Genomic DNA, 18751 nt, shown 5'->3' with positions numbered 1-18751 from the left:
GGGCGCGATTATATGACGGAAAGCCCAGGCAACGAACCGCGCAGCGCGCTGTTCGCGCGCATCAGGCAGATGGTGGATGCACGCAGCGAGGATATCCGCCAGCACCTGGACGGCAATGCGCTGCGCCTGGAATTCGCCGACAAGCAGCGCATCCTGATCAACCTCGATGCGCGGACAAACAACGTGTGGCTGGCCGCGCGCACCGGCGGCATCGAGTTCATCCATCACGCAGGCACCTGGCGTGCGCACGACCAGAGCGAGCTCTTCGCCAGGCTGAACGAAGCCATCGATCTGGCGATCGCCAGCGATCCGCGCAATGCGCGCGCGCGCATGGCCCAGGCAACGCCCTCTCCCGTCCCCATGCGCACCGCCGGGAACAACCACATGCTGCGCAATGTCGTCATCGTACTGCTCGCCTCCGCGCTGATCTTCTGGTCGATGCAGCGGCCGGGGAAACCGCAGGCATCGGGACCGGCGACGACCCGGACACCCACCCTGTCGCTCAATCAGCTGCACTACCCGTGCGAAGGCGCATTGCCCGCCAACGGCAATGTGAGCCTCTTCCCGGCCAACCGCATGCGCACCGGCGGCCCGGACGACCCCGAGGTCACCCTGAAGAACGACCACCCGCATCCCGTGCTGCTGATCCTCACCGCGGCAGAGAGCGCCACTCCCTCGTTGTCGATATTGGTGCATGCCGGACAGGTTGCCGCCGTGCGCCTGCCTGCCGGACGGTACGACATGATGTTCAGTGTCGGCGACAATTGGTGCAACCCGCGCAACGGTTTCTCGGAAGGCCACTTGCTGAAATTCGACCAGCCGCTGAGCGTGCAGGCCGGCAAACCGGTGCAGGTCGCCATGCAAACATCCGGCAGCGGCATCGCGGACCTGCAGGTGCTGGTTAAAACCTTCCATCCGGCCGCCTCGGCACCGCTCCCGAACTACACCGGCGACGGCCGCATGCAGGTGGCACGCCATGCGGATGGACACTTCTACCTGCCGGGCAGCATCGACGACACCCCCATCGTGTTCATGCTGGATACCGACTCACCGGTCACCTCCGTCTCCAGCAGCCTTGCCCGCCAGGCAGGCATCCGCAACTGCAAGGCGGTACAGCCTCCGGCTGCGAACACCCCTGCGGCCGGCTGCATCGCCCTGGTGCCGCACATGAAGCTTGGCCGCTTCGCACTGGAGAACATCACCGTGGCGGTACTGCCGGACACGGAAACCAACCTGCTCGGCACCAACGTGCTGCGCAATTTTCAAGTCAGCCAACACGACAGCCAGCTGCTGATCGGACGGCGTTAACCGAGGAACCGGACATGACAGAGAGCGAATTCAACGAACAGGCCGATGCGGTATTCCGGCGCATCGAACGGGCGATAGACGACGGCGATGCAGATATCGATTACGACAGCAACGGCACGGTGCTGGAAATGGACTTTGCCGATGGCAGCAAAGTCATCATCAATCGCCACGTGCCCAACCGGGAGATCTGGCTCGCCGCGAAATCGGGCGGATTCCACTATGCCCTGCAGGACGGCCGCTGGATCAGCCAGCGCGACGGCAGCGAGCTGTTCGCCAGACTGGGCGAACTCGTGCAACTGGGTGCAGGAACGAAACTGGTGTTCTAGATGCCTGCGATCCGACCCGGGAAGCGTCGGGACCGGCGGCAAGCGACGGGAAGGAGCCAGGCAGACGGAATAGCTTGCTTCGATGCTTCAGTGATCTGGGGGAGGAGACTACTGGGATCGCATCCTCGTCCACCTGGCAGGACGAACTCTAGAACCGTTCCCGCTGTTTGGGAATGTGACAAATTGTCGCAGGGAAAAATGCCTTTGGACAACTTGCGGGGCAGATTGGCGTAGCCGGGGCGCCGCCCTGCCTATTCCGCCACGCCGTAGCTGCGCAATTCCGCGCGACACTGCATATAGTCCGGGCATGCGCTTTCCACCACGCGCCAGAAGGCGGGCGAATGGTTCATCTCGACCAGGTGCGCCAGTTCATGCACCACCACGTAGTCGATCAGGTGCAACGGCATCTTCACCAGCTGCCAGTTCAGCCGTACCACGCCGCGCGCGGTGCAGCTGCCCCACTGGGTGCGCGCCGCCGACAGCTTGATCTCGCGCGGCATCACCTGCAGCAACGGCGCGAAATGCTCCACGCATTCCTGGAACACGCGCAGCGCTTCCTGCCGGTACCAGAGCATCACCGCCTTTTCGATGTGTGCAGCGTCCGCTTCCAGCCCGACCGGCACGTGCAATACCTCGCCGTGCAATTGCGGGATGGCGCCGCGCAACCTGGGTGTCAGCGTCAACAGGAACTCTTCGCCACGGAACGGGATGCGCGCTCCTTCCGCCCAGAATATCGGCGGCACCTTTTTCGATTGCCATCCCTCCAGCTGCTTCACCACCCAGTCGGCCTTGTCCTGCAATACGCTGTGCAGCCACTTTTCGGAAGCCCGCAGCGGCATGTTGACGGTCAGCCCGCGCTCGTCGATGCGCAGGCCGATGCTGCGGCGCCTGCCGCTGCGCTTGAGGGTGTAGCTGATTTCCTTGCCGGAAAGATGGATATTGCGTTGTTCGACGACAGGCGGGGGGAGCTTCCGGCGTAACGCTCTGAACATCAGTCGAGCTTGCCCATCTCGCCTTCGATCCAGTCCTCGACGCGGCGGCTGATCTCTTCCGCCTTGAGGCCCCTGGGATCGATGGGCTGCCCGATACTCATGACGATGGTACCGGGATGTTTCAGGAACGAATTGCGCCCCCAGAATTTTCCGGCATTGTGCGCCACCGGTACCACCGGCGCGCCGGTGCTTTCGCCCAGCAGGGCGCCGCCGATCTTGTACTTGCCGCGTACACCATAGGGCATGCGCGTGCCCTCGGGGAAGATCACCACACAGAAACCGTGCTCAAGCCGGTCCTTGCCCTGCTCCAGCAGCTGCCTCATCGCCTGCTTGCCCTTGCTGCGGTCGATGGCGATGGGGCTGGTCAGCGCCAGGCCCCAGCCGAAGAACGGCAGCCACAGCAACTCGCGCTTGAGCACCCAGACCTGGTCCGGGAACACGGTCTGCAGCGCGAATGTCTCCCATGCCGATTGGTGCTTGCACATCACGATGCACGGCTGCTGCGGGATGTTCTCTGCGCCGCGTACTTCCATGCGGATACCGCAGATCACGCGCAACAGCCACATCGTGCTGTAGGCCAGGCCGGTGGCGATGCGGTAGCGGGTATGCGGCTTGAAAGGAAACAGGAACAGCACCAGCGACGCATAAATCGGCGTCCACACCAGCTGCACCAGGAAGAAAACCAGGGAACGGAGTGGCGTCATACCAGTGTCGCCACCACGGATGCCAGATCGGGATAGATCAGGGTACCTTCAGGCAGCTCGCCCTTGGCCTGTGTCTTGGCGCCCTTGCCGGTCAGCACCAGAATCGGCTGCGCTTCCAGCCGGGCCGCCGCCTGCAGGTCGCGCAGCGAATCGCCCACCGCGGGCACGCCCCTCAGATTGACGCCGTAACGCATGGCAATCTCCTCCAGCATCCCGCTCTTGGGTTTGCGGCAGCCGCAGTTCGCATCGTTGGTGTGCGGACAGAAGAACACCGCATCGATGCGCCCGCCAAGCAGCGCGCACGCCTTGTGCATCTTGTCGTGGATCGCATTCAGCGTCGGCATGTCGAACAGTCCGCGCCCGATACCGGACTGGTTGGTCGCCACCACCACGCGGTAATCGGCCTGGGTCAGGCGCGCGATGGCCTCCAGGCTGCCGGGAATGGGCTTCCATTCTTCCGGGCTCTTGATGAACTGGTCGGAATCGAAGTTGATGACGCCGTCGCGATCGAGGATGATGAGCTTGCTCATGTAACCGTTCTACCCCTTAAGCCGCCAGCCTGGAAATATCCGCAACCTGATTCATCAGGCCGCCAAGCTGCCTGAGCAGCAGCGCACGGTTGATGCGCAGCTTCCTGTCCTCCGCCATCACCATCACCTGATCGAAGAAATCGTCGATGAACGGTTTCAGCGTGACCAGCGCCTTCAGGTTCTGGCCATATTCGCCGCGGCTGAAGTAGCCCTGCGCGAACGGGGTGATGTCCACCATGGCCTGATGCAGGTTGCGCTCGGCCTCGTCCGTCATCAGCTTGGCATCGAATGCCGCACTCGCCATCGCCGTGCCCAGCTCTTCATGGTTCTTGCGCATGATGTTCTGCACGCGCTTATTGGCGGCCGCCAGATCCTTCGCCACCGCCATCGCGGCAAAGGCGCGCACGCCCTGCAGGCGCGGCAGCACTTCGTGCAAACGGCCGTTCAGCACCGCCAGCACGGCTTCGATATGCGACGGGTCGAAACTGCGATCGCGCAGATAGCCGCGCAGGCGATCCATCATGAAACCTTCCACGTCCGCCGCCACCGATGCGCTCAGCATGCCGGCCGGGAAGTTCTCTGCCGTCGCCTTCAGCAGCGCAGGCAGCGGCAGGTCGAGCGGCGTTTCGACCAGGATGCGCAGGATGCCCAGGGCCTGGCGGCGCAAACCGAAGGGGTCCTTGTCGCCGGTCGGCACCTGCCCGACGCCATAGATGCCGACCACCGTCTCCAGCTTGTCGGCCAGCGCCACCGAACTCGCGACTGCGCCCACCGGGATGGAATCGCCGGCGAAACGCGGGTGGTAATGCGCCTCGATGGCGTTCGCCACCTCCAGGTCCTCGCCGTCATGGAAGGCGTAGTAACGGCCGATGATGCCCTGCAGCTCGGGGAACTCGCCCACCATGTCGGTGAGCAGGTCGGCCTTGCACAGGCGCGCCACCAGCTCCGCATTGGCCTTGTCGGCGTCCAGCAGCCGCGCGATGGTTCCTGCCAGCGTGGTGATGCGTTCGACACGCTGCAACTGGCTGCCCAGCTTGTTGTGGTACACCACATTGCCGAGTTTCTCGACGCGCGATTCCAGCTTCTGCTTGCGATCCTGGTTGAAGAAGAAGCGCGCATCGGCGAGGCGCGGACGCACCACGCGCTGGTTGCCGCCGATGATGTGTTTCGGATCGGCCACCTGCATGTTGGAGACGATGAGGAACTTGTTCAGCAGCTTGCCGCTGGTCGCATCCAGCAGCGGGAAATATTTCTGGTTCTGCTGCATGGTGAGGATCAGGCATTCCTGCGGCACGTCGAGGAATTCCTTCTCGAACTCGCCGACATACACCTCCGGCCATTCGACCAGCCCCGTCACCTCATCCAGCAGGGTGCTCAACACGCTGCGTTCGTCGTTGGACATGGAGAGCAGTTTCTCCAGGTCGAAATTGGCGTGCCCCACCCAGATCGCACCGTTCTGCTCGGCCAGTGTGTCCAGGCGCGCCACGATGCTCTCGCGCCGGTGCGCGAAACTGACGATCACGCGCCCGTCGCGCGCCAGCGTCGCTTCGTAATCGTCGGCATGCTCGATGCTGACGCGCTCGCTGCACAGGAAACGGTGCCCGCTGGTGACGTTGCCGCTGGTCAGCCCCAGCACTTCCACCGACACCACGCGATTGCCGTGCAGGATAGTCAGCCCGTGCACCGGGCGCACGAACTGGTGTTCGGAATCGCCCCAGCGCATCAGCTTCGGCACCGGCAGTTTCTTCAGCGCCTGCGTCACGATGTCCTGCAGGTATTCGTCCAGAGCTTTGCCTTTCTGCTCGACGCGCGCCACGAAGTATTCGGACTTGCCGTCGACCACGCGCTGCAACTGCGCCAGCGTGACGCCGGCCGAGCGCATGAAACCTTCCAGCGCCTTGGTCGGTTTGCCGTCGGCATCCAGTCCGGCCGCGACGGCCGGCCCCTTGCGTTCGATCACGCGGTCCGGCTGCTGCGCCTCGACCGCGGTGATGCTCACGGCCAGGCGGCGCGGCGTGCAATATGGCGTGCACACGCTCGCCTCGCCCAGCAATGCCTGTTCTTTCAGGCTGGCGAACACTTCATTGGCAAACGTGGTGGAGAGTTTCTCCAGAACCTTCGGCGGCAGCTCTTCCGTGAGCAGTTCGATCAGCAACGTCGCTTTCATTTCTTACCCCCGATCCTGGCCATCGGGAAACCCAATGCTTCGCGCGAATCGTAATATGCCTGGGCCACTTGCCGCGCCAGGGCGCGCACTTTGCCGATGTAGGCCGCGCGTTCGGTCACCGAGATCGCACCGCGCGCATCCAGCAGGTTGAAGGTATGCGAGCACTTCATCACCATCTCGAATCCCGGCAGCGGCAGCCCCGCCTCCATCAGGCGTTTGGCCTCGGATTCATATTCGTTGAAATGACGGAACAGCATCTCGACGTTGGAATGCTCGAAGTTGTACTTCGACTGCTCGACTTCGTTCTGGTGATACACGTCGCCGTAGGTGATGACGGTGTCGCCGTTCTTCGCCCACACCAGGTCGAACACGTTCTCCACGCCCTGCAGGTACATGGCCAGACGCTCCAGCCCGTAAGTGATCTCGCCCAGCACCGGTTTGCAGGTGAGAGAACCGACTTCCTGGAAATAGGTGAACTGCGTCACCTCCATGCCGTCCAGCCAGACTTCCCAGCCCAGCCCCCAGGCGCCCAGCGTCGGCGATTCCCAATCGTCCTCGACGAAGCGGATGTCGTGCTCGCCGGTGTCGATGCCCAGCGCGCGCAGACTGTCGAGATAAAGTTCCTGGATGTTGTCGGGAGAGGGTTTCAGCACCACCTGGTACTGGTAGTAGTGCTGCAGGCGGTTGGGGTTCTCGCCGTAGCGCCCGTCTTTCGGACGGCGCGAAGGTTGCACGTAAGCCGCGCGCCAGGGCTCGGGGCCGATCGCACGCAGGAAGGTAGCGGTGTGGAAGGTACCCGCGCCGACCTCGATGTCGTAGGGTTGCAGCAGTGCGCAGCCCTGCTTGTCCCAAAACTGCTGCAACGTCAGGATGACTTGCTGAAAAGTCGGCCCCTGGCCGGCTTTCGGTGAAGACTCATGCGCGGAGCGCGTGACGTCGGAACCAAAGGTTTGCATATGCTCAAAACCACCCGTATTTGCGAAAGGCCGCATTTTACGGGTTCCCGCCTGTTACGTCACGCCACAATATCCCAGCGGCGGGAACCGGGAACGCAATTCGTCCCGATCAAGCGACGTTGGCCTCGGCAAGCAGGTGATACGGCGCAGCAGCGCCAGCCCCCCCCCCGGAAAAAGCCGGGATCGCCCCGGCCTTCAACCACCGCAATAAACAGGCGTCTCCGCGTTTACGCGGAACCGCCTGCCGTTGCCTGTTTAGAACTGATAGACCGCAGAAGCCAGTGCGCTCACGTTGTTGTAGCCCGCATCGTATCGATATGCGACCGCGCCAGCATTAACCGTGGTGTCCACCTTGGCCGTGGAAAGCCGTGCTTCAGCACGGAACAGCAGGTTCTTCACCCACGGTGTCTGCCACTGCACACCGCCGAAGATTTCCAGACCGGAGCCCTTGCTTTGCGAGCTCGCACCACCAAGGGAATAGGTCGGGCCACTGATGGAGATAAAGCCGGCGCCAACGTAAGGAAGCGCAGGAGAATGGGCGATGTCGAACGGCTTGTCGATCAGATAAGTGCCGCGAACTTCGATTGTGGTGAAGCTGTTGCCGTTGCTCAAGCCGACCGATGCGCCGATGTCATCGCTAAACCAGTGCCCAAGCGATGCTCCGATCGTGGAATTGTTCACATCGACCGTACCCGCGACTTCGTTCGTATCCGCCACATGCCGAACCTCTGCGTGCGCCGATGCTGCCGCCAACAATGCGCCCGCCAGAGCGACAGAAACCACCAAGAATTTTTTCATGTGAACTCCTCATTGTCTGAAATAACCGGGGAAGCGCCGAACCGTTCGTCCTTTTCCGACGGAAAAGAAAACTGCCCGCAACCACCCCTCTTGCCAGTCTACTCCCATCCTGTCGGTTGCAATGGGTATCTGATTTTTGCAGAACTGACCGCCCAGTTGAAGAAAAACGACATGGTGCGGCATTTGCGCCACAGGCTGGCAACCCAGCCGGCTCGCAGCGTCCATTTCCATCCAAGATAAAAACCGGGCATCAACGAAACAGCGCAAGTTTGTCCGCACGCGGCAAGGCCTTGATCTCCCGCTCGCGCTTTAATGCGGAGGACTTGTCGGCGCAAGGTTCCTGGTAAACCAAAGCTACCGGCGTACGTCCGCGCGTGTATTTGGCGCCTTCGCCGGCGTTATGCGCGGCCAGGCGTTTGGTGAGGTCGTTGGTGATGCCGCAGTAGAGGGTCTGGTCGGCGCATTGGAGGAGGTAGCAGGTCCAGGCGTTGTTGTTCGGTGCTTTCATTTTTGTGGATTACCTGATGGCCGTTCGTGCTGAGTGCCTCTCGTCCCCTCGCCTCATGGGAGATAACCAGCGACTTGGCTGACGTCGTTTGGCAGCCTAGTCGAATGGCTAGTAGTTCCATCAGGGCCAGGGTGAGGGAGGGCACGTTGTATTTTCACTCATCTTAAAACCAAAACCGTCGGGGGTAGCCCGACAGCTAGTCACTTTTCTTGTCTTGCCAAGAAAAGTAACCAAAAGAAGTCGCCCCCGGTGCGCCGCCCCTTCGGGGTTCCCTCCGTTGCTCGACTGGTCAGGCCTCCTCATAAACTCGCACGATCCGCTACGCGGCCACGTGCTCAAACATATTCGCGGACTACCCCTGACCAGCCTGCGCTACTCGGCGGCGCACAGGGGGGGGAAAGCGAAATTCAAAACCTCAGAGTGGGCACTTCGTGCCCACTCTGTTAGGCTACTTCACTTCAACTATATAAGAGGAATCCACCTCGTAACCATCCTGTGGTTTATTTCCTTTATAGGGCCAGTCTAGCTCAACATGGACAAAGTATGTTTTTCCCTTCGGCACTATAAAGCTCCAAACATCATCATATTCAACACCTGGTTCCAAAACATACTCGCCAGAGAATTCGCTCACGACGCTCTTCAATTCATTCAGTTTTGGAAGTTTGTCTTCGTCAATTCTTCCTTGCTTGAGATTAGCCGGCAATGTTCTAAGTGTGATAGCTATATCACCGCCAGAATTTTTGCCTTTCAGGACTATTGGCACCTTGCCAATATTTTTAGGTTTGACATGCACTACCAGCAAACTCGAATGAGAGTCATACGGCAATGCATTAGCCGATACGTTAATTACGGGATTCCATTCAGCCGTGTCGGTGATTGAAAAATTGTGGTACGTCCACCATCCCCCAATGGGAATAGCGATTATTGTCACCCACTTGAGTAATAGGTCACTCCAGTCTTTTGCTCTTTGCATATCCAACATCGTCAGTTCCCCCGGGTTAAGTAAGGTGGGCACAAAGTGCCCACGGGATGGATTAGGTTTTGACTTTTCTTCCCCTGTGCGCCGCCTCGATATTTCACCAACAAGCGGAGGTTTAGGCGAGCACTGTCCGAGCTCCGCAGTGGGGCACGGTTTGTGTGCCCCGCCAGGGCGAGTTGCGCAGCCCCGCTTGTTGGCGAAATATCGAGGGAACCCCGCAGGGGCGGCAAACCGGGGGCGACTTCTTTTGGTTACTTTTCTTGGCAAGACAAGAAAAGTAACTAGCTGTCGGGCTACCCCCGACGGTTTTGGTTTAGAGATAAGCGGGTATGCAACAAGCTCTCCCTCACCCTAACCCTCTCCCAAAGGGAGAGGGGATGTTCTGCGCTGCATCCACCATGCAGCGATCAACATCGCCACAACCAACACCAGCATCCCCGCATTCCCCCAAACCACATACGGCGTCCTCCCAGCATACCCCTGCACCTGCGCCGTCAGCACCCCTTCCTCATGTTGCGGCAGCATGGCCCGAATGTGCCCATCCGAGCCGATCACGGCGGTCACCCCGGTATTGGTGGCGCGCAGCATCATGCGTCCGGTTTCCAGTGCGCGCATTTGCGACAGCTGGGCATGCTGCATCGCGGCATGCGAATCGCCGTACCAGGCATCGTTGGTGACGTTCACCAGCAGCGTCGCCGCGGGCAGGGCGCGGACGATCTCTTCGCCGAAGGCATCCTCGTAGCAGATATCCACCGCCACTTTCTGCCCGGCGACGTTGAGCGGCGCCTGGTGCGCGCCGCCGCTGGCGAGGTCGCCCATGGGGATGTCCAGCACGTCGTTGATGAGCCAGCCGAGCACACTGCGCAGCGGGATGAATTCGCCAAAGGGGACGAGGTGGTCCTTGCGGTAGTGCTGGCTGGGCGAGCTGCCGAGGGAGTACACGCTGTTGTAATAGCCTCCGCTTTCCTTCTCGAACACGCCGATGAGGATATCGCCGCCGTTCTGGCGCGCATGCTCGCGCAGCAGGGTCTGGTAACTTTCCGGCACGTTGTCGCGCAGCAGCGGCAATGCCGTCTCCGGCATCACGATCAGCCGCCCGTCGCTGGCCTGTGCCAGGCGACGATAGGTCTCCAGCGTGCCGACCAGCGCCTCTTCCGAGAATTTGGTGTCCTGCGCGATGTTGCCTTGCAGCAGGCTGACCTTGATCGGCTCGCCCTCCGCCTGCGTCCAGCCGATGCTGCGCAGGGTTGCGCCGCCCAGCCACAACGCGGCGAGGATCGCCAGGGCGGCCTTGCCGGGCCGGCTCCAGCGCGCGTTCCACAGCAGCAACAGGGCTCCCGCGCTCACCGCCGCGACCAGCGATACGCCGTACACGCCGAGCAGCGGGGCATAGCCGGCCAGCGGGCTGTCCGGCGCTTGCGAGTAGCCCGTCACCAGCCACGGAAAGCCGGTGAACAACAGGCCGCGCAGCCATTCGGCAAGCGTCCAGATCGCGGGCATCAGCAACAGCAAGCGCACGTTCGCCGATACCTTGAACCTTGCCTGCGCATAGCCCGCCAGCGCCGGCAGCGTGGCGTTCACGGCAGCGAACAGTGCCGTGGCGATGGCAGCGAGGACGGGGTGCATGTAGCCATAGATATGCAGCGCCACATAGATCCAGTGTATGCCGACGCAGAACAGTCCCATGCCGAAGGCGAACCCCTGCCATGCCGCCTGCGCCGGACGTTCGGCCCGGCTCCACAGCCGGAACAGCACGGCGAGAGCAAGGATGGGCAGGGGGAAGAAACCGAAGGGGGCGAAACCGAATACGGCAACGATACCGGCAAGGAATGCCTGCGCACGGGGTGAAGCGACGAGTCTTTTCACAATAGTCGGCGATAAAGTTGATTCGTTCAATTATACGGTGTAACTTCCGCCGCACGTCATCGTAACCGCCATATTCTTCACCATGTCCGACCGCTCCGCCCTGCTCGAAGAGATCAGCTCGATGCTGCTCGACAGCGACCTGTTCAGCCACCTGTCGCCCGCGGAGTTGCGCGCTGCCGCGCATTATTTCGGCGTCAACAAGATCGCCGAGGACGAAGTCATCTTCAACGAGGGCGATATCGGTTCGTTCATGTGCATCGTGCATTCCGGCAGCATCGCGGTGATCAAGGCCAACCAGAACGAAGAACTGGTGGAGATGGTCAAGCTGGGGCACGGCCGCGCCTTCGGCGAAATGGCGGTGCTGGACGGCGAACGGCGTTCCGCCACCTGCCGGGCCGCCGAAGACAGCATCCTGCTCACGCTCTCGAAAGAGGCGCTCGACAAGATGCTGGAAGAACACCCGCGCATCGCTGCCCGCGTCATCCGTGCCATCGCCGTCAGCCTGTCGCGCCGGCTGCGCATGGCGGTGGGACAACTGGTCGACCACATCATTTAGGAACGCCCTTGGATGCCTCTAGAAATCGTTTTGCGGGATGCAGCGCAAGGAGCCGCGCAGCGAATGACGAGACATACCGCATTGGTAGGCAAGGAATGAGCGAGCACGCGACGCAGCGATGCGCCCACAAAACGAATTTATAAAGGCATCCAATGCTCGATTTCACCGAATACACCAAAATCTTCATCAGCCTGTTCGCGATCATCGATCCGGTCGGCATCATCCCCATCATCATCGCATTCACCGCCGGCATGACCGCGCAGAAACGCGAACGCGTAGGGCGCATGGCATCGCTTTCGGTACTCCTGATCCTGCTCGCCGCCCTGCTGCTGGGCGAGGCGATACTCGGATTCTTCGGCATCAGCATCCATTCCTTCCGCACTGCGGGCGGCATCCTGCTGCTGCTGATGTCCATCACCATGCTGCTCGGCAACAAGCAGGCGCACTCGCCGGAGGATATCGATGTCGACGCGACCTCGTCCATCGCCATCGTGCCGCTGTCGACCCCCTTGCTGGCCGGACCCGGCGCGATCAGCACGGTGATCCTCGATGCGCACAAGGGCACCAACGCCGGCCACTATGGCATGATGGCACTGGTGCTCGCGGCACTGAGCCTGACCGTGTGGCTGACCTTCCTCATCGCCCCCTGGGTCTCGCAGCGCCTGGGCAGGATAGGCAGCAACATCGTCACCCGCCTGATGGGGCTGCTGCTGGCCGCCATTGCGGTCGAGTTCATCGCCGGCGGCTTGCGCGGCCTGTTCCCCACGTTGGGGTGAGCGCAGCTCCGGCCATCCCGTCTTCCCCATCATGCTTCGCCCACAACAGCCCCTTTACCCATGGAAAAAATACGACTCTCAAAACTCATGTCCGAACAGGGCCTCTGCTCCCGCCGCGAAGCGGATGACTACATCGCCCGCGGCTGGGTGAAGGTGGACGGCGAGGTCGTCAGCGAACTCGGCACCAAGGTTCTGCCCACGCAAAAAATCACTCTTGAAAAGGCCGCACAGGCCAAGCAGCAAGGGCGCGTCACCATTCTGCTGCACAAGCCTGTCGGCTACGTCTCCGGCCAGGCGGAGGAAGGCTACAAGCCCGCCATCCTGCTGCTCGATGCCGCCACGCGCTGGGAACAGGACACTGCGCCGCAACGCTTCCACCGCAGCCAGCTGCTCGGCCTCGCGCCTGCCGGGAGACTGGATATCGATTCGACCGGCCTGCTGGTGCTCACCCAGGATGGACGCATCGCCAAACAGCTCATCGGCGAAGATTCGCCGATCGAAAAAGAATACCTGGTGCGCGTGCAGGGCAAGCTGGTCGGCAACGGCCTGGCGCTGCTGAATCACGGCCTGTCGCTGGACGGCAAGAAACTCAAGCCCGCCAAGGTCAGCTGGCAGAACGAGGACCAGCTGCGTTTCATCCTGGTCGAAGGCAAGAAGCGCCAGATCCGCCGCATGTGCGAGATGGTGGGACTGCGGGTCACCGCGCTGAAGCGCGTACGCATCGGCAAGGTCAGGCTGGGCGAGCTGCCGCAGGGGCAATGGCGCTATCTGCGCGAGGATGAGAAGTTCTGAGTACCGGGAAGTGGCCGCATGATTCCCTTCAGCTCTTGCAGCCCGGCATTCCCGCTTGGAACGGCTTGAACCAGTAGGCGGTCACGCGCGTTCCCACCTGAAAACCGCCAGCGCCGCTATCACGATTAACAGAACCAGGCCGAATGCGACGATGATCATCGTCACAGGCGCGCCCGCAGACACCGCCCAGCCATATGCGCCCACGAACAATAACATCGCGAGGTTCTCGGCAAAGTTCTGCACCGCCAATGCCTTGCCCGACCCGATGCTGGCGTGACCGCGCTCTTGCAGCAAAGCGTTGAGCGGGACGACAAACAGGCCGCCGCAGGTGCCAATCGCAATCATCAGGATCGCGGCCAATGCAAGACCATGCACGAAAGTCAGTGCAAGGATGAGCGGCCCGAGCAGCAGTCCTCCAAGCAACGCCCGGTTGACGTTGCGCAGCGACACCCACCAGCCGGCCGCAGCCGCACCCAATACGATGCCGATAGACACCGCGCCCATCAGGTTGGCCGGCGTCCGGTTGTCGGTGATCAACAATGCTGCCGGAACCCAGGCAAACAACAGCAAGCGCAAGGTCGTCCCGCTGCCCCAGAACACACTGGTTCCCAGCAGGCTGAAGCGCGAGTCCCGGTTTCTGAACATCAACGACAGCGACACCAGGAACTGCCTGGTCAACAACCACGGGCGCAACCCCGTCGCGATCCTTTCTGCCTGCAAGCGCGGAATGAACAAGTTGGCAAGAGTCGCCAGGCCATATGCCGCGATCACTCCGGCAAAGGCCCAAGCCATCGAATGATCCGCCAGCCAGCCGCCCAGGATCACCCCGAGCAGGATGGCGACAATGGTCGAGCCCTCGATCATGCCATTGGCACGTACCAGCGCAGCCGCCCCGAACATCTGCGCGAGGATGCCATACTTGGCCGGCGAATAGATTGTGGCGCCGATGCCGATCAAACCGTAGGCGGTCAGCGGATTGGCCCCCGCTGCCATAATCAGCGCGGCAGCCAGCTTGAGCAGGTTTGCCGCCAGCATTACGCGGCCCTTGGGATATCCGTCCGCGACCTGCCCGACAAATGGCGCGAGCAGGATGAACGGCAGCACGAACGACTCTTGCAGCAAGGGAACCAGATTGGCGTAGTCCTGGGATCGGACGATTGCGATGGCCACAATCAGGATCGCATTGTCGGCCAGCGCAGAAAAGAATTGCGCCGCCAGCACTGCCATCATGCCCGGCGACCATAGTGGCATTTCCAATGCTTTCATTTCGCCATCACCGGGGCTTTTCGCGGTGCTAAGCCTGTTCGCCCGCCTCGATCAGCGTGCGCTCCACCAGCAGGGAATGCAGCCTGCGGCTGTCCGCGCGCAGCACGGTGAATTGCCATTCCCCGATCTGTAAACGTTCGCCACGCTTGGGCAACTGACCGGCGGCCTTGAGCACGAGGCCCCCGATGGTGTCATATTCTTCGTCGCTGAAGTCGGTCCCCAGCGCCTCGTTGAAATCGGCGATCTCGGTATCGGCCTTCACCCGCCAGTGCGCATCGTCCTGCCGGATGATGTTGTCTTCGTCTTCGTCGAAATCGTATTCGTCGGCGATGTCGCCGACAATCTGCTCCAGCACGTCTTCGATGGTCACCATGCCGGACACGCCGCCGTATTCATCCACCACCAGCGCGATATGGTTGCGGTTGCTGCGGAAATCGCGCAGCAGCACATTGAGGCGTTTCGATTCCGGCACGAACACGGCCGGGCGCAACATGTCGCGCACGTCGAACCGCTCGCCGGCGTAATAGCGCAACAGATCCTTCGCCAGCAGGATGCCGATGATGTTGTCCTTGTCGCCGTCGGTGACCGGGAAGCGCGAGTGGGCGGTTTCGATGACATACGGGATGAATTTTTCCGGCGGCTGGCTGATGTCGATGACATCCATCTGCGCACGCGGGATCATGATTTCGCGCACCTGGCGCTCGGAGACCTGGATGACTCCCTCCATCATGGAGAGCGCATCGGCATCCAGCAGGTTGCGCTCGTAGGCGCTGTGCAACAGGGAGATCAACTGCTCGCGGTCTTCCGGCTCCCGCAGCAACATCATGGAGAGCCGTTCCAGCAAGGTGGGCTTGTGACTACTTTCCGAACCGTCCATTACTCAAAACATCAACTAACGAGATAGGGAGCAGGATACCTCAATTTGAGCATCAACGCAGTTTCGCGCACTTCCATCTCTTCTGCCTCGCGCTTCTTTTCGTGGTCGTAACCCTGCAGATGCAGCGCCGCATGGATGGTGAGGTGCGCATAATGCGCGAGCAGATCCTTGCCCTGCTCTTTCGCTTCGCGCGCCACCACCGGCGCGCAGATGACGACATCGCCATACAACGGTGACGAGTCGTCGTAGACGAAAGTCAGCACGTTGGTCGCGTAATCCTTGCCGCGATAGCTCTGGTTCAACGCGCGCCCCTCGATCTCGTCCACGATGCGCAATGCGATCTGCACATCCTGTTCCAGCGCCGCCTTCACCCAGCGGCGGAATTGCTGCCGCGTCGGCAGTTTTTTGGCATTGCTGGCGTATTGCACCGACAGCGAGAGCTTGTGCGGATCAGTCATGGTTTTTGCTGTTCGTATTTTTCGTAAGCCGAGACGATCTTCTGCACCAGCGGATGGCGCACCACGTCCTCGGCAAGGAATTGCTGGAAGGCGATGCCGCGCACATCTTTCAGCACGATGCGCGCATCGTTGAGGCCGCTCTTCTGCCCGCGTGCCAGGTCGATCTGCGTCACATCGCCGGTAATCACCGCCTTGCTGCCGAAACCGATGCGCGTCAGGAACATCTTCATCTGTTCCGGCGTGGTGTTCTGCGCCTCGTCCAGGATGATGAAGGAATGGTTCAGCGTGCGGCCGCGCATGTAAGCCAGCGGGGCGACCTCGATCATGCCGCGTTCGAATGCCTTGGCAACCTTGTCCAGCCCCATCAGGTCGTACAGCGCGTCGTACAGGGGACGCAGATAAGGATCGACCTTCTGCGCCAGGTCGCCCGGCAGGAAGCCCAGGCGCTCACCCGCCTCTACCGCCGGCCGCACCAGCACCAGCCGTTTCACCGTCTCGCGCTGCAGCGCATCGACTGCGGAGGCGACGGCAAGATAGGTCTTGCCGGTACCCGCGGGACCGACGCCGAAGGTGATGTCGTGCTCCTGGATGGCCTGCAGGTATTCGTTCTGGCGCACGGTGCGCCCGCGCACCTCGGATTTGCGCGTCATCAGCAGGGGAACCGATTCGCTTTGCGCATCGGGCAGATCGTGTTTCATGCACTCGATCAGGCCAAGCTGCAGGCGCTCCAGCGTGATGTCGTGTTTGGCTTCGAGATAGAAGCGTTCCATCACTGCGCGCGCCAAAGCCGCCTGCGCTCCCGTGATGGTAAACCGTTCGCCGCGCCGCGCGATGTTCACTTCCAGTGCCGTCTCGATCTGGCGCAGGTTTTCGTCGAACGCACCGCACAGGTTGGCCAGGCGGGCGTTATCCACCGGCTCGAAGGAAAGGCTCACTGCGTCGCTCACGGCTGCATCACCAGTTCGCCGCGCAATGTATGTGCGGACCCCGGCAGTATCCGCACATCCACGTAGCGCCCCAGCATGCCCGGCGAACCGGCAAAGTTCACCACCCGGTTGTTTTCCGTGCGTCCCGCCAGTTCCTGCGCGTTCTTGCGCGAGATGTTTTCCACCAGAACCCGCTGCACGCTGCCCCACATCGTCTCGCTGATCTGCTGATCCAGCTCTTGCAGCCGCGCTTTCAGGCGAGACAATCGCGCCTGTTTCGTTTCCTCGGACGTGTCGTCTGCCATTTCCGCCGCCGGCGTGCCGGGCCGAGGGCTGAAGATGAAACTGAAGCTGGCATCGAAACCGACTTCGTCGATGAGTCTCATGGTGGCCTCAAAGTCCGCCTCGGTCTCGCCGGGAAAACCGACGATGAAATCGGAAGAAATGGAAATGCCGGGCCGTGCCGCACGCAATTTGCGCACGATGGATTTATATTCCAGCGCTGTATAACCGCGCTTCATCGCCATCAGGACCCGATCCGATCCGGATTGCACCGGCAGATGCAGGTGGGCGGCCAGCTTGGGCGTGGTCGCATACAGGTCGATCAGGCGCTGCGACATCTCGCGCGGATGCGAAGTGGTATAGCGCAGGCGCTGCACGCCCGGCAGCGCGGCGACGGCCTGGACCAGGAATGCGAAGTCCACCGTATCGCCGTCTTCCGTCTCGCCCTGATAAGCGTTCACGTTCTGCCCCAGCAGCGTGATCTCGCCCACGCCCTGCGCCGCCAGGCTTTCCACCTCCCGCATCACATCGGCGAACGGACGCGAGACCTCCTCGCCGCGCGTATAGGGCACCACGCAAAACGTGCAGTATTTGCTGCATCCTTCCATGATCGAAACGAAGGCCGTGCCATGCGAGGTCTGCGAGACCGGCACATGGTCGAACTTTTCGATCTCGGGGAAACTGATGTCCACTTGCGGTCTACCGCTTGCGCGGCGTGCCGCGATGAGCTGCGGCAATCGGTGCAAGGTCTGCGGACCGAACACCACATCGACATAAGGCGCCCGCTTGACGATGGCCTCGCCTTCCTGGCTTGCAACGCAGCCCCCGACGCCGATCAGCAGGTTCGGGTTGGCCTGTTTCAGCGCCCGCGCCCGCCCCAGGTCGGAAAATACTTTCTCTTCCGCCTTCTCGCGAATGGAGCAGGTGTTGAACAGCATGATGTCGGCTTCTTCCGGCTTGTCCGTTTGCACCATTCCGACGCAGGCATGCAATACGTCCGCCATCTTGTCGGAGTCGTACTCGTTCATCTGGCAGCCATAAGTCTTGATGTAGAGTTTTGTTAACACGCTCGATACCTGTCGATTTTCGATTTGCGGCAGCCGGATCCGGTCACCCCGGCAATAACCTTATAAATTAAATGTCAATATCCCGTTAAATTGCTCATATAATTGAAACGGCTTTAGTCAACTATCGCCATTATAGAGTTCATCCAAAAAACTGACGCACTTTAGGAGCAGAGCATGGCATTGATTGCAGACGTAGCATCCATCGGTACCGCAATATTCTCGGTTTTCTTCGCAGTCTGGATCACCATCCAGCTGTTCAAAAAGGCTGACTAAGCCGCACTACGCGGGAAGCCGATCCCCCGGCTTCCCATCCCGGTTCCCGTATTCCCCTGCAAGCAGCAACCCTGCCAGGCGCCCGCCCAGCGTTAAATTATTGTTAAGCAAAATCCGACTGTGCTAGGATTTCAATACCACTTGGAAAAGTGCGTGTAATCCATTCCCTTGAGAGGAGCGAAAAATGTCATTCGTCGCAGATATTGCAGCAATCGGTTCGGCATTGTTGGCTGTTGTCTTTTCGTTGTGGATGTTGAAGCAACTCTTTACCGACAAAAACTAGTCCAGAAATTACACAGCACCAAACAAAAACTCCAGCAGATGCTGGAGTTTTTGCTTTCAGT

19 protein-coding genes are annotated in these 18751 nt (G+C 61.0%); 5 read left to right on the top strand and 14 right to left on the bottom strand.

What is annotated here, in order from left to right; translation table 11 throughout:
* Positions 1-12 precede the first annotated feature (12 nt).
* A complete protein-coding gene (locus tag L6418_RS01850; RefSeq protein WP_237247783.1) occupies positions 13-1308 on the top strand; it encodes an aspartyl protease family protein in 1296 nt (431 codons plus the stop codon).
* A gap of 14 nt (positions 1309-1322) precedes the next feature.
* Positions 1323-1634 (top strand): iron donor protein CyaY, encoded by a 312-nt coding sequence (cyaY, locus tag L6418_RS01845; RefSeq protein WP_237247782.1) that lies wholly within the window; start codon positions 1323-1325, stop codon positions 1632-1634.
* Positions 1635-1885: 251 nt separating this feature from the next.
* Here the strand turns inward: cyaY and L6418_RS01840 are convergent, their stop codons facing one another.
* The 9 genes from L6418_RS01840 to lnt all read right to left on the bottom strand — a co-directional run bounded on the left by L6418_RS01840 (position 1886) and on the right by lnt (position 11134).
* On the bottom strand, positions 1886-2626 hold the full coding sequence (locus L6418_RS01840) for a M48 family metallopeptidase (protein ID WP_237247781.1): 741 nt from the start codon (positions 2624-2626) through the stop codon (positions 1886-1888).
* A complete protein-coding gene (locus L6418_RS01835; RefSeq protein WP_237247780.1) occupies positions 2626-3330 on the bottom strand; it encodes a 1-acyl-sn-glycerol-3-phosphate acyltransferase in 705 nt (234 codons plus the stop codon). The genes L6418_RS01840 and L6418_RS01835 overlap by 1 nt, the downstream gene beginning before the upstream one ends.
* The gene (gene gmhB, locus L6418_RS01830; RefSeq protein WP_237247779.1) at positions 3327-3860 is read right to left on the bottom strand and encodes a D-glycero-beta-D-manno-heptose 1,7-bisphosphate 7-phosphatase; all 534 of its coding nucleotides are present in this window, start codon (positions 3858-3860) and stop codon (positions 3327-3329) included. Before gmhB ends, L6418_RS01835 begins: the two co-directional genes overlap by 4 nt.
* Before the next feature lie 16 nt (positions 3861-3876).
* Positions 3877-6027, bottom strand: a complete 2151-nt coding sequence (gene glyS / locus L6418_RS01825; RefSeq protein ID WP_237247778.1) for a glycine--tRNA ligase subunit beta — start codon at positions 6025-6027, stop codon at positions 3877-3879.
* Positions 6024-6983, bottom strand: a complete 960-nt coding sequence (gene glyQ, locus L6418_RS01820) for a glycine--tRNA ligase subunit alpha (RefSeq protein WP_237247777.1) — start codon at positions 6981-6983, stop codon at positions 6024-6026. Before glyQ ends, glyS begins: the two co-directional genes overlap by 4 nt.
* A 255-nt stretch (positions 6984-7238) precedes the next feature.
* Positions 7239-7781 (bottom strand): YjbH domain-containing protein, encoded by a 543-nt coding sequence (locus tag L6418_RS01815; protein ID WP_237247776.1) that lies wholly within the window; start codon positions 7779-7781, stop codon positions 7239-7241.
* A 250-nt stretch (positions 7782-8031) separates the two neighbouring features.
* On the bottom strand, positions 8032-8289 hold the full coding sequence (locus L6418_RS01810; RefSeq protein WP_237247775.1) for a GIY-YIG nuclease family protein: 258 nt from the start codon (positions 8287-8289) through the stop codon (positions 8032-8034).
* 448 nt (positions 8290-8737) lie between these two features.
* Positions 8738-9271: a hypothetical protein gene (locus L6418_RS01805; protein WP_237247774.1), complete on the bottom strand. Its 534-nt coding sequence runs from the start codon at positions 9269-9271 to the stop codon at positions 8738-8740.
* A 348-nt stretch (positions 9272-9619) separates the two neighbouring features.
* Positions 9620-11134: an apolipoprotein N-acyltransferase gene (lnt, locus tag L6418_RS01800; protein ID WP_237247773.1), complete on the bottom strand. Its 1515-nt coding sequence runs from the start codon at positions 11132-11134 to the stop codon at positions 9620-9622.
* 82 nt (positions 11135-11216) lie between these two features.
* Between lnt and L6418_RS01795 the strand changes: the two genes are divergently transcribed.
* The 3 genes from L6418_RS01795 to L6418_RS01785 all read left to right on the top strand — a co-directional run bounded on the left by L6418_RS01795 (position 11217) and on the right by L6418_RS01785 (position 13258).
* The gene (locus L6418_RS01795; protein ID WP_237247772.1) at positions 11217-11690 is read left to right on the top strand and encodes a cyclic nucleotide-binding domain-containing protein; all 474 of its coding nucleotides are present in this window, start codon (positions 11217-11219) and stop codon (positions 11688-11690) included.
* A gap of 152 nt (positions 11691-11842) precedes the next feature.
* On the top strand, positions 11843-12466 hold the full coding sequence (locus L6418_RS01790; RefSeq protein ID WP_237247771.1) for a MarC family protein: 624 nt from the start codon (positions 11843-11845) through the stop codon (positions 12464-12466).
* Positions 12467-12526: 60 nt separating this feature from the next.
* On the top strand, positions 12527-13258 hold the full coding sequence (locus tag L6418_RS01785) for a pseudouridine synthase (protein ID WP_269807818.1): 732 nt from the start codon (positions 12527-12529) through the stop codon (positions 13256-13258).
* A gap of 81 nt (positions 13259-13339) precedes the next feature.
* Here the strand turns inward: L6418_RS01785 and lplT are convergent, their stop codons facing one another.
* The 5 genes from lplT to miaB are packed head-to-tail and all read right to left on the bottom strand — an operon-like array spanning position 13340 to position 18134.
* Positions 13340-14524 carry a lysophospholipid transporter LplT gene (gene lplT, locus L6418_RS01780; protein WP_237247769.1) on the bottom strand — a complete coding sequence of 395 codons (1185 nt, stop codon included), beginning with the start codon at positions 14522-14524 and terminating at the stop codon, positions 13340-13342.
* Between the two features lie 28 nt (positions 14525-14552).
* Entirely contained in the window at positions 14553-15401 is an 849-nt protein-coding gene (locus L6418_RS01775; RefSeq protein ID WP_237247768.1) for an HlyC/CorC family transporter, read from the bottom strand.
* 11 nt (positions 15402-15412) lie between these two features.
* A complete protein-coding gene (gene ybeY / locus L6418_RS01770; protein ID WP_237247767.1) occupies positions 15413-15859 on the bottom strand; it encodes an rRNA maturation RNase YbeY in 447 nt (148 codons plus the stop codon).
* Positions 15856-16806, bottom strand: coding sequence for a PhoH family protein (locus L6418_RS01765; protein WP_237247766.1), 951 nt, complete (start codon positions 16804-16806; stop codon positions 15856-15858). The genes ybeY and L6418_RS01765 overlap by 4 nt, the downstream gene beginning before the upstream one ends.
* A complete protein-coding gene (gene miaB, locus L6418_RS01760) occupies positions 16803-18134 on the bottom strand; it encodes a tRNA (N6-isopentenyl adenosine(37)-C2)-methylthiotransferase MiaB (protein ID WP_237247765.1) in 1332 nt (443 codons plus the stop codon). The genes L6418_RS01765 and miaB overlap by 4 nt, the downstream gene beginning before the upstream one ends.
* Positions 18135-18751: the final 617 nt, after the last annotated feature.

The sequence above is a fragment of the Sideroxyarcus emersonii genome, from assembly GCF_021654335.1.
In the GTDB taxonomy this organism is placed as follows: domain Bacteria; phylum Pseudomonadota; class Gammaproteobacteria; order Burkholderiales; family Gallionellaceae; genus Sideroxyarcus; species Sideroxyarcus emersonii.
The sequence above is the reverse complement of the archived record's forward strand: the minus strand, read 5'-3'. Positions and strand labels throughout refer to the sequence as shown.

What these genes read in the sequence shown, in the direction of transcription:
- L6418_RS01850 (WP_237247783.1), top strand. Translation starts at nt 13, where the DNA reads ATGACGGAAAGCCCAGGCAACGAACCGCGCAGCGCGCTGTTCGCGCGC.
- cyaY (WP_237247782.1), top strand. Translation starts at nt 1,323, where the DNA reads ATGACAGAGAGCGAATTCAACGAACAGGCCGATGCGGTATTCCGGCGC.
- L6418_RS01840 (WP_237247781.1), bottom strand. Translation starts at nt 2,626, where the DNA reads ATGTTCAGAGCGTTACGCCGGAAGCTCCCCCCGCCTGTCGTCGAACAA.
- L6418_RS01835 (WP_237247780.1), bottom strand. Translation starts at nt 3,330, where the DNA reads ATGACGCCACTCCGTTCCCTGGTTTTCTTCCTGGTGCAGCTGGTGTGG.
- gmhB (WP_237247779.1), bottom strand. Translation starts at nt 3,860, where the DNA reads ATGAGCAAGCTCATCATCCTCGATCGCGACGGCGTCATCAACTTCGAT.
- glyS (WP_237247778.1), bottom strand. Translation starts at nt 6,027, where the DNA reads ATGAAAGCGACGTTGCTGATCGAACTGCTCACGGAAGAGCTGCCGCCG.
- glyQ (WP_237247777.1), bottom strand. Translation starts at nt 6,983, where the DNA reads ATGCAAACCTTTGGTTCCGACGTCACGCGCTCCGCGCATGAGTCTTCA.
- L6418_RS01815 (WP_237247776.1), bottom strand. Translation starts at nt 7,781, where the DNA reads ATGAAAAAATTCTTGGTGGTTTCTGTCGCTCTGGCGGGCGCATTGTTG.
- L6418_RS01810 (WP_237247775.1), bottom strand. Translation starts at nt 8,289, where the DNA reads ATGAAAGCACCGAACAACAACGCCTGGACCTGCTACCTCCTCCAATGC.
- L6418_RS01805 (WP_237247774.1), bottom strand. Translation starts at nt 9,271, where the DNA reads ATGTTGGATATGCAAAGAGCAAAAGACTGGAGTGACCTATTACTCAAG.
- L6418_RS01795 (WP_237247772.1), top strand. Translation starts at nt 11,217, where the DNA reads ATGTCCGACCGCTCCGCCCTGCTCGAAGAGATCAGCTCGATGCTGCTC.
- L6418_RS01790 (WP_237247771.1), top strand. Translation starts at nt 11,843, where the DNA reads ATGCTCGATTTCACCGAATACACCAAAATCTTCATCAGCCTGTTCGCG.
- L6418_RS01785 (WP_269807818.1), top strand. Translation starts at nt 12,527, where the DNA reads ATGGAAAAAATACGACTCTCAAAACTCATGTCCGAACAGGGCCTCTGC.
- lplT (WP_237247769.1), bottom strand. Translation starts at nt 14,524, where the DNA reads ATGAAAGCATTGGAAATGCCACTATGGTCGCCGGGCATGATGGCAGTG.
- L6418_RS01775 (WP_237247768.1), bottom strand. Translation starts at nt 15,401, where the DNA reads ATGGACGGTTCGGAAAGTAGTCACAAGCCCACCTTGCTGGAACGGCTC.
- ybeY (WP_237247767.1), bottom strand. Translation starts at nt 15,859, where the DNA reads ATGACTGATCCGCACAAGCTCTCGCTGTCGGTGCAATACGCCAGCAAT.